Source organism: Ruegeria sp. I1 (genome assembly GCF_056532675.1).
Genome location: NZ_JBQFNM010000011.1, coordinates 61624 through 74748 on the forward strand (window position 1 = coordinate 61624; position 13125 = coordinate 74748).

A 13125-nucleotide genomic window follows, 5' to 3' on the forward strand; every position below is an offset into this window, starting at 1 on the left:
GAGATTCGCAGGCACGTGGAGCTGTCGTTCATGGTGAAACCCGAAGAGGCTGGCGCAAGTCCCTCTCTCTATTCCTTGGCGCATCTGACGCTGATTGGCTGCACACCGCCCGAGCTGGTCTATATCGCCGCCCGCGCCGGTTACGATGCCGTCAGCCCCCGATTCATTCCGATGCATGTGCCCGGTGAATTCACTCAATCTCCAATCGACAAGGCACAGGTGCATGCCACCAAAACTGCTCTCTCTACCACTGGCTTGAAAGTCCTCGATGTCGAACTTGCGCGCATCACGGAAGATGTCGATCCCCGCAGTTTTGAGCCTTCTCTTGAGATCGGTGGGGAATTAGGCGCTAAACGCATGATCATGAGCGCGTGGACCACTACCCGCGATGATCGTGACTTCCTGATCGACGTCTATTCTGAAACCTGCGAACTGGCGGCGCCCTACGGGCTAACAGTGGACTTGGAATTCCCAAGCTTCTCTCGCTTGCGCACGCTGGATGAGGCCCTGGATATTGTCCGCGCCTCTGATCAACCGAATGGCGGTATTCTGGTCGATACGCTTTATCTGCATCTCAGCCGCGTGGATTTGGGAGAGCTTCTGCACGTCCCCTCGGAGTTGTTTCACTTCCTGCATATCTCCGATTGCCTACCCGGGATCGCCGATACGCGAGAGGGCATGATCCAACTGGCCCGCGATGCGCGGCTCTATCCCGGCGAAGGCTGGATTGACTTCACCGGCATCATCGAACGGATGCCGCCCGTCGACTATTCCATCGAACTGCCCAACCAAAGCCGCGTTGCAGAGTTGGGATATGAAGAACACGCGCGTCGCTGTCTCAGCCACGCCAAGCGAACATTCGGCGAGGCGCGGTCACAGCGTCGTGTGCCCGATGCTGCAATTCTAAAACACCAAGAGGATCATCATGGGCAAAGAGCTCACTGAAAACGACCGACAACTCGCGGCCGATATGCTGGCACGCGCCCGCGCTGCCATGGTCGAGATCGAGGATTGGGACCAGGACAGGTTGGACCGCCTGTCTCAGGCCATTGCGTGGTATGCGGGGAACGAGAAAACCTTTACCCGTCTGGCCCAGCAGGGCGTGGACGAAAGCGGTATCGGAGATCGCGAAGGGCGCCCTGCGAAGCGCTTCAAGATTCACATGGTGCTGCGAGATGTCTTGCGCACACCCTCGACCGGCATCGTCGAGGTTGATGAGGAAAAAGGTCTGGTGAAATATGCCAAACCTGCTGGCGTCATCGCATCCCTGATCCCAATGACTAACCCAGCGATGACACCACCGGTGACCGGCGTTTCCGCCGCCAACGCCCGGAATGCCGTCATCTTCAGCCCGCACCCGCGAACCGCTCATACGACCTTCGAAATGGTCGAGGTTATGCGTGCAGCTTGTCGTGCTGCCGGTGCCCCCGAGGACTTGTTTCAATCCATTCGCAAACCCTCGATCCCATTGACGCAACATCTGATGGAGATCTGTGACTTGACTTTGGCGACGGGCGGCAAACCCATGGTCAAAGCGGCGTACAGTTCAGGGCGTCCAGCCTATGGTGTCGGCGCAGGCAATTCATCCATTGTAATTGATGAGACTGCCGATCTGGATATCGCCGCGCAGAATACCCGTATTTCAAAGACCTCTGACTTTGGGTCGGGCTGCTCGGCCGACGGCAACATCATCATCCAGCGCTCAGTTTACGACGATATGGTCAAGGCGCTTCAAGCCGAGGGAGGCTACCTTTGTTCGGACGAAGAGAAGGCCATGCTCGAAGCGGCCATGTGGGATGAAAAGGGAAACCGTACGTTTCCGACCATCGCCTGTCCGCCGCAGCAAACGGCCAAAGTCGCCGGTTTTAGCATCCCCGAAGATCGCAAATTCCTGATGGTCGAAAATCAGGGGCAAATCGGGCCAGAGCACAAGTTTTCCAAGGAAAAACTGACCACGCTGATGGCGCTTTATCACTTCAACACGTTTGATGACGCGCTGGAAACGGTCAGCCAGATCTACAACACCGGGGGCAAGGGCCATTCCTGCGGCATCTACAGCCACAATGACGATCATATCGACCGGTTGGCGCGTCTGGCTCCGGTCAGCCGGATGATGGTTCGGCAGCCTCAATCCAAGGCCAATGCGGGTGCTTGGACCAATGGTATGCCTATGACCAGCAGTCTGGGTTGCGGCATCTGGGGCGGCAACATCACCAACGAAAACGTCACGATGAAACACATGATGAACTACACTTGGGTCAGCCGTCCCATCCCCGAGGATCGCCCCTCGGAGCCGGACTTGTTCGGTGAGTTCTACGGACAGGAGGTCGCGTGATGGACGCAAGCAAACTGGACGGTAAAACCGTCGCCGAACACATCGTTGATTTCCTTGAGCGTCGTGAGGTCAAACATGTGTTCGGCCTGTGCGGGCACACGAACATCGCGGTTCTGGCTGCGCTGGCGGAAAGTCCCATCGATTTCGTTACAGTACGACATGAACAAATCGCCAGCCACGCGGCGGATGCTTATGCCCGCGTGACGGGCAAGGCCTCGGTGGTGCTGTCCCACCTCTCCCCGGGACTGACCAATTGCGCCACCGGGGTCGCCAACGCGGCCTTGGACTGTATCCCTATGGTCGTGATCGCGGGCGATATTCCTTCGCACTACTACGGCAAACATCCACATCAGGAAGTGAACCTGCACGCAGACGCTGCCCAGTGGGAGATTTATCGGCCCTTTGTCAAACGTGCATGGCGCGTAGATCGGGCGGACCTGATGGCCGAGATTCTGGAAAAGGCGTTTCATCTCGCTGAAAGCGGCCAGCCCGGGCCGGTACTAGTCAATGTCCCCATGGATATCTTTTCAGAGGTGATTTCCTCAGACAGTTTCGACCGTATCCGCGACAACACGCGCGCGCTCAAGAAACCATCGATTGACGACGAGACAGCGCGAGAGATTGTCGAAGCGTTGGCTAAAGCCGAAAACCCGGTCGCCTATGTCGGCGGCGGTATCCTTCTGGCGCAGGCCAGCGAGGAGCTGCGCGAGTTTGTCGAACATATGGGTCTGCCCGTCGCGCATTCCCTGATGGGCAAGGGCGCATTGCGGGACGACCATCCGCTTGTGCTGGGCATGACCGGGTTTTGGGGCACCGAACTGGTGAACCAGTCCTGCCTGAATGCCGATTACATCTTTGCCGTGGGCACCCGGTTCAAAGAGGCCGATTGTTCCAGCTGGTATCCCGGCTATACGTTCAACATTCCCGGCTCAAAGGTCATTCATATCGACATCGAACCACAGGAAATCGGTCGGAACTATCCCACCGAGATCGGCGTCGTTGCTGACGCCAAGGCCGCTTTGCGCGTCCTCAACCGGGTTGCCCGCGAGATGTATCCGGACGGCTTCAAGCGCCCCGTGCTGGAGCAGAAGATCGCTGGTTTCCGGACGGACTTCAAAGCGCGCAACGCGGAAATGGCGACCTCATCGGCCTTTCCAATGATGCCCGAGCGTATTCTGGCAGATACCCGCAAGGCACTGCCCGAGGATGCCATCATCACCACGGACGTCGGATGGAACAAGAACGGGGTAGGACAACAGTTCGATATTCTGACACCGGGTTCTATCCTGACCCCGGGCGGGTTCGCGACGATGGGTTTCGGCCCTCCGGGCGCGATCGGCGCGAAACTGGCGGCACCTGATCGCGTTGTAATCAGTCTGGTCGGTGATGGTGGCTTCGGTCAAAACCCATCGATGCTCGCAACGGCCGTCGAGCTTGATCTGGGCATTATCTGGCTGGTCATGAACAACAACGCCTTCGGAACGATCGCCGGCCTTCAAAAAGCGCATTACGGTTTGACCTATGGAACCATGTTCCCCGGATCAGCCGCCGCACCCGCAAACGGACCGGGCTATGCCGACATAGCGCGAGCCTATGGCGCGGAAGGGCACAGACTCAGCGCTGCTGACGAGTTGTTGCCCGCACTGGAAGCGGCAATCGCCAGTGGCAAACCAACCGTGCTCGATGTGCCAATGATCAACAACCCGACACCAACAACCGGGCATTGGAATATTCTCGACATCTATTCGCCAGACAGGGATGTTTCGCACGTCGCGACCTGACGATACTGAGCGCGGTAAGCCGCGCCAGTTTTTTCTTTCAATAGGCCCAAGTCAGCCAACCCTTCTGAGAGCGGGCAGTGCCTCAAGAGGATCTAACTGGGTTTACAGCCCTAACAGCTCTCGATCTGAGTCGCGTGAGATACGTTCGTGCAGAAGCTTGAGCAACCGATCAGCTTTGTCTCTCTCAATTTCCTCGAGAAGCTTCAAAACAGCAGCGCCATAGATAATCTTTTTGCGCGTTTCATCGCGTCGTCGTTGTTTGCTCGCCCGGGCTTGAAGGTCCCTGAGTCTCGCGCGCGCCTGTTCGATTTGTTGATCCAGGTCCGCCAATTCGCCCTCCCTTTTCAGTGGTCGGACAAGAAATGCGGCTTGGATCCCGGCTTCGCTACCCGGGCGGGAAAATGTGGCTTCGCCAGGCCGCCTCGTGAGCGGCCGTCCGCATGCCTGCTGGGCAATGCGCACAGTTACGCAAACTTGGGGTTTGCCTGCGCGCCTGCCGCGGGCTTTTTTGTGCGGAGATCGGGTTGGGGCCCGATGTCCTTTACATGATACACCCCGCCAGCAGACTCGAAGTCATCCTACATTCTCGTGCTGACGGCCGCTCCGCCGTCAAATCCGCCACATACACCGCACGCACCACCTTCCGGGATGCGCGGGTTGGACGACGGTTTTCGCCGGGCAGAAAGGGTGGCCTCCTGTCGCATGAATTGATCAACTGGACAGGAAGTGCCGAGGAGTTCTGGAACGCAGCCGAGCGTTCTGAACGCCGAAGGAATGCAAGAGTCATCCGCGAACTGCGCCCCTCCCTGCCACGCGAGCTACCGCTTCTCGAGCAGGTCGGGCTTGTCCGCGGCTTCTGCCTCTGGCTTCGCGATGAACACGGCGTTGCCGTTCAAGCCGACGTTCACGCGCCGCGTTTCCTGTGTCCTGAGGAAGAGAAACGGCACAATGCGGGCAAACTCGAACTGACGCGGGAAGACTACGAGCAGAGGCTCTTCGATCCATCGAAGACCAACCTGAATTTCCACGCTCACATCCTGATGACGACGCGGAAGGTTGATAGGATCACGGGTGGTTTTGGAGAGAAAACGCGTGTTCTTGACGACAGAACCTCAGGCCCCGGAGAAATCAAGCGTATCCGCGGAGAATGGGAAAAGCGGACCAACGCGGCCCTGCGCAAGATTGGCTCTCCAGCGCGGGTTGATCTTCGTTCGTATGCCGAGATGGCCAAGACAGGCGATGCACCGCAAGGCCTAGCAAGACAAGATCATGTCGGGCCACGCAGATCCGCCAGGTCGCGCCGCAGATTGCAAGAAAGCGGAAGCGACGACACCGTTGCCGGAGTACGGCGCCAGGCTGTCCAAGAACACAATTCAACACTCTGGCACTCCTGGTTGCAGCTGCGCGCCCTGGAGCGTCAGAGAGACGACCTCGAAGCGGAGCGTATCGCGCAGGAGAGAGAGGCTGCCCGCAAGAAAACGGCCAGCGATGAGAAACGTCGAATGCTGAAGGCGAGATCCGATCGCGAAGTGAAAGCTGCGCTGGAAGCTTCGTCGCAAATAGAATGTCTAAGAACTGAGACAGCATACCAGAAAGCGGTTCGATGGGCGACAGAAGGCATAAACGTCGTGCCATTAGACATCCTCGATGAGGAATTCTCCTCTGATGTCGACCTTGAGGCGTATCACCTACCTCAGCTCCAGCAGAATGATCGGTTTTCCAACATACGGCGTGTAAGAACACGCAAGCCGCGTCAGCGTACAAGATGACACCGAATCCCGTTTTTGCAGGGCACAATACTGGATGCGATCGATATTGTTTGGACTCGAGCCGTTGATCGGTTGACGAGCATGGGACGTCACCCGGGCCTTGCCTTTCTTTGCTTGGATTTTTCTGTGCCTACAACCGTAGAGCCAATTCCCGCGGATGAAGCACACCGATCCGCGCGACTTTGCCCCGCATTCAGATGACACCCACACCGTTTCGCCAAAGGAGTATGTTCAGCTTCTCCATCCCGTCGGTGCGGTTGGTAAGCCTGCCGTTCTGATCAAGAATTCCGGGGAGGCCAGCCAACAATTCACCCGCTCTCCGGATGGGATTGTAGCGTGCCTTCATGCGCTGCTGGATCGCACATCGTTCATCTCGTTGAACCGGTTCAATGGTCGACGCAGGAACTCCAGCCTGGCAAGTCTGAATACGCTCTATGTCGATTTGGACTTTCACAACGATCCCGGCTGGCGCGCTGAGGGTGAAGAGAACGTTCAGGCAGCCGTCGCAGACCATCTTCTGATGCGTAGTGTCTCTGAGCCATCATTCTATTTGCGGACGGGACGAGGACTGGCGGCAATCTGGTTGATCCATTCGATGCCACCTGCTGCACTATCCCGCTGGCAGGCGGCAATCCGGGCATTGATGGATCTGCTTGCTCCCTTTGGTTCGGATCGTACTTGCAACGACCCAGCTCGCGTCTTTCGCATTCCTGGCACTCGAAACGAGAAATCGGGCCGGGTCGTTCGGGTGTCTGGTGGGAATTGCCAACGCCAGGATTTTGATGTCCTTGCTGATCAGATTTTTGCCGCCGTCGGGCGGCCCACCCGTTCCGAGCTTACGGAGCGCCGCAAACAGCGTCAGGATCGGGAGCCGGGTAGTCAGACAATGCCGCGGGGATTGACCCAAGCTGAGCGATTTGAACAGATCCTGAAAGATCTCGAGGCTTACCGGATTTACCACGGTGGGGTGATCCCTGTGGGATACCGAAACACCTGGCTGCACTTCTATGCTACCTGCCAGACCCATCAGTCAGACACCAAACGCATCGAAGGTCACATTCAACGAGCGGCAGATACGGCAACCCCCAGGCTATGCAGGAATGAAACAAACGCAATCATTAAGCAGGCTCTTGCTAAGTCAAAGCTGCAAGCTTGCGACAATGCACGCGAGAGCGAGAGATATTGTTACAGCGGCTCGACTGTTGCGGAGCGTCTCGACGTATCAGCGGATATGGCGCGTCAGTTGAGCATGCGTCAGGTGATGCCAGCGGAAGAGCGCCACCGCAGAAAAGCTGAACGGGAACGAGCACGACGTGCTGTTCAGGGGAGTACCTCGCGAGATCAGTACCTGCCGGAAAACAACGCATCGAGAAACAAGCCCTGGCTGAACTATGGTCTTGGTAGGTCCCAGTATTACGCGCGCAAGAAGGTAGGAACACTCCCAGAGCTGCCCGTTGCTCCGGACCGGACAGGTCCATGTCCACTACAGGGGAACCATTCTGGACACAGAGAACTCTGTGGACCTCCAACAGAGGCACAGCAGTCGGAAACACCCGTCAACCGACCCATAGGAAACACTTCGAACACGCTGGCGACAGATCGGAAAGCTGCAACAGACCGGACAACAGCGCACGGACGAGAACCGAAACAGCGGAAAAAGCAGGTCGCCCACCTTCGACTGCGCAGTCCGGATGTCGCGCAGCCGAAAGTGGGAACCAGCCCAAACACGGTGGAAGACGCGGCTCTTTTCAACTTCGATGAAGGATGTCTCATGACACTTAAACTGAAATCGCGCTGCCCTCCGAGAACTGGAAATCCCGTTTGAAAGTTGGCGATGTCGTCGCGTTTCGCTTCCCCCATGAAACGATGGGAGAGGATGATCCCAAAGTTCGGCCGTCGCTGGTTATTGATGTCGAGGAAATGGCCGGTGAGCGCTTTGCGGTTCTGGCTTACGGCACAACGAACCCCTGTCCACGTAAGCAGGCTTATTGCGTCGATGTGCGTTCGGAAGAGGAGCGGGAACAGGCTTCTTTGAGGGCGCCAACACGCTTCAATGCGGCTCGACGTGTTTCCGTATCTGTCGACAACAGCGGCTTCGACAGAAACTCCGATGGAACGCCCGTATTGGGTGAACTCGCCGACGCAGCGCTGGATCGACTTCATCGCGTTCGCGCACGAATACATGCAGAACGCGATATCCGGCGCTCCCGTAGGTTCGGCAGCAGAGGCTCGGGTCGAAAGATACGCGCCGTCACGGTGGAAACGCGTCGCAAGGGACGGCCGGATACGCGGGAGGTGCGCTATGTATGATAGCATCGCACAGCAGCTATTGCCGATCGAGGCCGCGATCCTCGAAGCGCTCAACATGGTGCCCTCAGCGTCAAAGGCACTCGACATGCTGATCGACAGTCTGGAGCCCAGCGGCGCGCGCATAGCCTATCGTTTTGGCTCGCGCCTCGGTGCGGGCGAAATGTTCGGTGATCGCGATCTCGACGATCTCGAATCTCTGCTCCAGCCTGTCTTGGCTGAGATAGAATCCGGATGGGTGAGCGAGGTGATCACGGATGAGAATTGCCCGGGCGGTGCCTGGATAAATTGGCGGCTGACAAATCAAGCAGCCGAATTGAACCTGACGGTTGAACCTTTGGTAACGCTTCGCAGGCGTCTTCAACTCATCCAGAACCTGCGTCGTGCCGACCGCATATCTCGTCGAGTGATCGCAGAAGCGCAGACTTAGCCTGCCGCTATCGGAGAGCGTTTCTCGCTCTCCGAACCGTTCGGATTAAACTGCGTTTCTAAATTTTCTAAAGGAGACCGATCTCACGCTCGTTGAAACATAAAGCGAGCACCATGACAGTTCAAAAACCGATCCAAACCGATTTTTCGATTTGTGAAGAGATCACCAAGTCCCCAGCAGCAAAGCAAAACCCGACGCCAGATGTTGGTTTGCTTGAGCTCGTCCGGGAATTGGCCCGGGCGGCAGCACAACAAGACGCGAGGAACTCGAGAGAATGCAACGCCGCGCTGCGATCTACGCCCGCTATTCGACCACGCTCCAGTCGGAGCGCTCCATTGAAGATCAGGTGGAGCTCTGCCGACGCTACCTGACAAGTGAAGGCTATAGGGAGGTCCGGACATTCGAAGACAGGGCCAAAACCTCTGAGACTCTGATTGGGCGAGTTGGTTTTGCTAATCTTCTCGAAGCGGCGAGTGCGGGTGAAATTGATGCACTGGTCGTGGAGTGTGTTGATCGGATCAGCCGGGACGCAGGTGATCTTCATAAGGTGCATAAACTGCTTAGCTACGCCGGCGTCGAAATCATTTCAGCCAGCGAGGGGGTACAGTCGGAACTCCAGATTGGCCTTCGCGGCTTCGTCGGTACGGTTTTCCTCAAAGATCTGCGTGAAAAAGTGCATCGCGGAATGTCAGGCAACATAGCCAAAGGTTTGAGTGCCGGCGGTAAGGCTTATGGTTACTCACCTATTGCGGGAAAACCCGGGGAGCTCCAGGTCAAGGCACACGAAGCAGAAGTTATTTGCCAAATCTATAAGGCCTACGCAGAAGGAGCCTCCCCGCGAGATATTGCTCATGAGCTCAACGCTCGCGGTGAGTTACCGCCTCGTGGGACGAAGTGGAACGCGTCAACGCTGAATGGAAACGGCAAGCGCGGCTACGGTATTCTCAGAAATTCCCTTTATGCTGGCATACTCGTTTGGGATCGCGTCAAAATGGTACGAAACCCGATAACAGGCAAAAGGGCCAGCCGTGAAAAGCCGGTCAAAGACTGGAAATTTGTGGGAGTTCCGCACCTTCGTATTGTCGAAGAGGAACTTTGGGACGCAGTTCAGCGGCGTTTGGCCACGCAGTCTGCGGCCAAGCGATCGGGAAAATCGACCCGAAACCCTGTGCGCCCGTTCTCGGGGCTGATCAAATGCGGGTGCTGCGGTGGCGGCATGTCGATTCATGACAGAAACGGCAATACCATCCGCATCCATTGCTCAACGGCCAAAGAGAGTGGCTCCTGCAACAATAACGGGAAGGTTCGCCTCGACAAGATCGAGAGCGCTCTGCTGACCGAACTGCGAAAGGAGTTGTCTGAGCCAACCTACATCGATGAGTTCATCCGCACCTACAATGAAGAACGTCGCAAACTCAACGCAGCGGACAAACCGGACAGGAAGAAGCTCGAACGCGCTGTAGCAGAAGCTAACAAGCTGCTATCGCGCCGTATCGAGCTTTTTGAGATGGAAATTCTTGAAGGAGTCGAAGGCGAGGCAAAGTTGACCGAGGCCAAAGAACGCGCCTCAGTTGCCGCGGACGTATTGGCCAGCTTTGACGAGAAGGAGAAGGCGCTCGAATTCAATCCTGCGACAGCAACCAGTTATGTCACGGCACTGGATGAAATGATCTCTTCCATGCAGTCGCATGACGGCAATCCGAATCCAAAAGCACGTGATGCGGTGCGCGGCTTGATTTCGGAGATCGTTGTGTCTCCGACCGAGGAAGGCAGCGTGCCGGTCGAAGTGAAAGGCCGCCTTAGCGCCCTGGTTTCAAACCGTTCCAAAAAAGTGGGGGGTTTAGTGGTAGCGGAGGAGGGACTTGAACCCCCGACACGCGGATTATGATTCCGCTGCTCTAACCAACTGAGCTACTCCGCCATGAGTGAAAGGCGATGTAAGCGAGCCGTTGGAGAGGGTCAAGGGGGAAATGGTCGGTTCGACAGGGAATTTTTCTGATCTAACCTCAACCGACATCAGTTGATGTATTGTCTGCCTTCGCAGCGTTCTGGATTACCCTGCGTATGAAATCTGCACATGTTTCCGGCACGGTGATGGGGGTCATATGGCCCAGACCATCGACCTCTTCATATGTCAGTCCGAATTGCTGCATCTGCGGCCCGTGCATTTTAGCGGAAAGGATAGCATCCTGTGCCCCGTATAAAACACCTCCGGGCGTTTTCAGTTCAGGATAGCGTGCGCTTTGGGCCGCGATGCTGTCATCTACCCCAACAAGATCCTGGGATGCGGTGATAAAGGCTGTTGGGCGCAAGCCAAGCGCGCCACCTGCGCGTTCCAGGAAATCATCCGGTGCTGTTTCGGGGTCAAAGGCCACCTGCAAGACATGGGGTGCCGTTTTGGACGCAATGGGAACAGCCAGGGTGTTTCCGATCAGGCGGCGTATCCAGGCCGTGCGGATTTCAAGGGATTTAAACACCTCTGGCGGCTTTGGCATTTGATGGGTCAAGGGCGCAAGCAGGGCTAGGCTGGACACGCGGTCCGGGTAGTCCAGTGCGATGGCAAGTGAGACCGCTCCGCCCAGTGAATGCCCGACTAACACGGCATCAGTGACGCCCTTTGCATCGAGGAATTCGGTGATCATGCGGGCCTGTTCGGGCAAACGGCCCATCTCAGCCGTGTCGCGGGTAGAATATCCACAGCCTGATCGATCCAAGGCGATCACGTGATACTCATCCGCAAGCTCATCCATCAGACCATAGGTGAAATGCTGCAATTGCCCGGCCAGCCCGTGGATCATCACAATCGTTTGTGCGTTGGGGTCGCCTTTTTCAACGTAATGAATGCTGCCGCCTGAGACCGGGATTATCTGGCCCAATTGAGGAACGGTCTGAAGGCCAACCTTGGTCAGATGCCTTGTCCAGAGGTGCATGCCCAAAAGAAAGACCACGAGAAGTGCCAGCACGCTCAGAACAATTGTCATCTCATCAGTCTCCTTTTGCGTCGGACAAGGGTACGTAGTGTTCGATGCCCGCGGCGGCCATGCGTCGCTGGAACTCAGCAGCGGTTCCGGGCCACAGGGCCGTATTGTGGCCTTTGGCATCCTGATACCATGATGTGCAACCGCCGTCTTGCCAAACAGCATCCGCGTGCCGGTCTTGCATTTCCTGTGTAAATGCGGCCTGCTTTTCTGCATGCGGGTTGATCGTGCGAATGCCTTGATCCGACATTGACGTAAGCACTTCGCCGATATGACGCACCTGCGCCTCGATCATCAAAATGACCGAGTTGTGGGCCAGCGTTGTATGCGGTCCCAAAAGGATGAAAAAGTTCGGGAACCCTGCAACTGCGGTGCCCAGATGGGCTTGCATCCCGTCTGACCAAGCGTCGCGCAGTGTCAGACCGTCTGCGCCCGTAATGTCCAGACGTTCAGCAATATCGGTCACGTGAAAACCGGTTCCCCAGATCAGGACATCGGCCTGTACCTTTGTCCCGTTGCTGGCTGTGATCGTATCACCCTCGATCGACGCGACGCCCGAAGGGATGATATCGACATTGTCGCGCATCAGGGCTGGATACCACTCATTCGAGCTGAGGATACGTTTGCATCCGATCTGGTAGTTCGGGGTCAGCTTCTCCCGCTCTGCCGGGTTCGATACTGCGGAATGCAACGCTTTGTGCCACAGGTGCATGGCGTATTTCACCATATGCTTCTCGCGCCGGAACACGCGGTGGCGGAATTCAAAATAGGCAAAGATCAGGCTTCGTCTCATCCGCGCGAGCAGCGGAACCTGCCGATACAGCCGTCTGACCCATGGCGCGACCGGTCCATCCATACGCGGCAGAACGTAAGGGGCGCTGCGTTGGAAGACAGTTACCCGCTTCGCGATCTTTGCGATTTCCGGGACAAACTGTATGGCCGAAGCACCGGTGCCAACAACAGCTATGTTTGCGCCGGTCAAATCAACATCGTGATCCCATTCGGCGGAATGAAAGCTGGGTCCGGCAAAACTTTCTGTACTCGGAATTTTGGGGATTTTGGGTGCATGCAGCGCTCCGATGGCCGAAACCAGGAACTGAGCAGTCCAGCGTTGTCCGTCATCTGTTTCAACGTACCAATGATCACCGCACCACCTGGCGGATTTCAGGCGCTGGTTGAACTGGCAGAGGTGATACAGGTTTTCTTTTTGCGCAATGTCTCGAAGATAAGCCTGTATTTCGGCCCCGCCTGCGTAAACCTGACTCCAGTCCGGGTTGGGATGAGATGCCATGCTATAAAGATGCGATGGTACATCGCAGGCAACCCCGGGATATGTGTTTTCCCGCCATGTCCCACCGATTTCATCGGCCTTTTCCAGAATGGTGATATCGCGGATGCCCAGTTTGCGCGCCTCAAGCGCCATGGTCATCCCGGCGATGCCAGCGCCTATGATCAACATATCCGTCTTTTGATCCAAGCCCTCGCCCCTTAGCACAACCATATGGTGATCACCCCAGCATAGATA

At 56.7% G+C, this 13125-nt stretch carries 11 protein-coding genes and 1 tRNA gene; 9 read left to right on the forward strand and 3 right to left on the reverse strand.

Annotation, left to right across the window (positions count from 1 at the left end; all coding sequences use genetic code 11):
* Window positions 1–30: 30 nt before the first annotated feature.
* The 9 genes from ACR0DH_RS18020 to ACR0DH_RS18060 all read left to right on the forward strand — a co-directional run bounded on the left by ACR0DH_RS18020 (window position 31) and on the right by ACR0DH_RS18060 (window position 10510).
* Window positions 31–945, forward strand: coding sequence for a sugar phosphate isomerase/epimerase family protein (locus ACR0DH_RS18020; RefSeq protein WP_170717160.1), 915 nt, complete (start codon window positions 31–33; stop codon window positions 943–945).
* Window positions 926–2335, forward strand: a complete 1410-nt coding sequence (locus tag ACR0DH_RS18025; protein ID WP_480551263.1) for an aldehyde dehydrogenase family protein — start codon at window positions 926–928, stop codon at window positions 2333–2335. Before ACR0DH_RS18020 ends, ACR0DH_RS18025 begins: the two co-directional genes overlap by 20 nt.
* Complete coding sequence (locus ACR0DH_RS18030; RefSeq protein ID WP_480551265.1) at window positions 2335–4116, forward strand: thiamine pyrophosphate-binding protein; 1782 nt, start codon at window positions 2335–2337, stop codon at window positions 4114–4116. The genes ACR0DH_RS18025 and ACR0DH_RS18030 overlap by 1 nt, the downstream gene beginning before the upstream one ends.
* A 147-nt stretch (window positions 4117–4263) precedes the next feature.
* A complete protein-coding gene (locus tag ACR0DH_RS18035) occupies window positions 4264–4665 on the forward strand; it encodes a hypothetical protein (RefSeq protein WP_480551267.1) in 402 nt (133 codons plus the stop codon).
* Window positions 4662–5885: a MobA/MobL family protein gene (locus tag ACR0DH_RS18040; RefSeq protein ID WP_480551269.1), complete on the forward strand. Its 1224-nt coding sequence runs from the start codon at window positions 4662–4664 to the stop codon at window positions 5883–5885. Before ACR0DH_RS18035 ends, ACR0DH_RS18040 begins: the two co-directional genes overlap by 4 nt.
* 157 nt (window positions 5886–6042) lie before the next feature.
* On the forward strand, window positions 6043–7710 hold the full coding sequence (locus tag ACR0DH_RS18045) for a hypothetical protein (RefSeq protein ID WP_480551271.1): 1668 nt from the start codon (window positions 6043–6045) through the stop codon (window positions 7708–7710).
* Window positions 7707–8195 carry a hypothetical protein gene (locus tag ACR0DH_RS18050; protein ID WP_480551273.1) on the forward strand — a complete coding sequence of 163 codons (489 nt, stop codon included), beginning with the start codon at window positions 7707–7709 and terminating at the stop codon, window positions 8193–8195. The genes ACR0DH_RS18045 and ACR0DH_RS18050 overlap by 4 nt, the downstream gene beginning before the upstream one ends.
* Window positions 8188–8622 (forward strand): hypothetical protein, encoded by a 435-nt coding sequence (locus tag ACR0DH_RS18055; protein WP_480551274.1) that lies wholly within the window; start codon window positions 8188–8190, stop codon window positions 8620–8622. The genes ACR0DH_RS18050 and ACR0DH_RS18055 overlap by 8 nt, the downstream gene beginning before the upstream one ends.
* A 274-nt stretch (window positions 8623–8896) precedes the next feature.
* Window positions 8897–10510 (forward strand): recombinase family protein, encoded by a 1614-nt coding sequence (locus ACR0DH_RS18060; RefSeq protein WP_480551373.1) that lies wholly within the window; start codon window positions 8897–8899, stop codon window positions 10508–10510.
* Here the strand turns inward: ACR0DH_RS18060 and ACR0DH_RS18065 are convergent.
* From ACR0DH_RS18065 to ACR0DH_RS18075, 3 genes are all read right to left on the reverse strand, one after another.
* A tRNA-Met gene (locus ACR0DH_RS18065) sits at window positions 10467–10543 on the reverse strand. The genes ACR0DH_RS18060 and ACR0DH_RS18065 overlap by 44 nt on opposite strands.
* Before the next feature lie 85 nt (window positions 10544–10628).
* Window positions 10629–11603 (reverse strand): alpha/beta fold hydrolase, encoded by a 975-nt coding sequence (locus tag ACR0DH_RS18070; RefSeq protein ID WP_480551276.1) that lies wholly within the window; start codon window positions 11601–11603, stop codon window positions 10629–10631.
* 4 nt (window positions 11604–11607) lie between these two features.
* Window positions 11608–13077 carry a flavin-containing monooxygenase gene (locus ACR0DH_RS18075; protein ID WP_480551278.1) on the reverse strand — a complete coding sequence of 490 codons (1470 nt, stop codon included), beginning with the start codon at window positions 13075–13077 and terminating at the stop codon, window positions 11608–11610.
* Window positions 13078–13125: the final 48 nt, after the last annotated feature.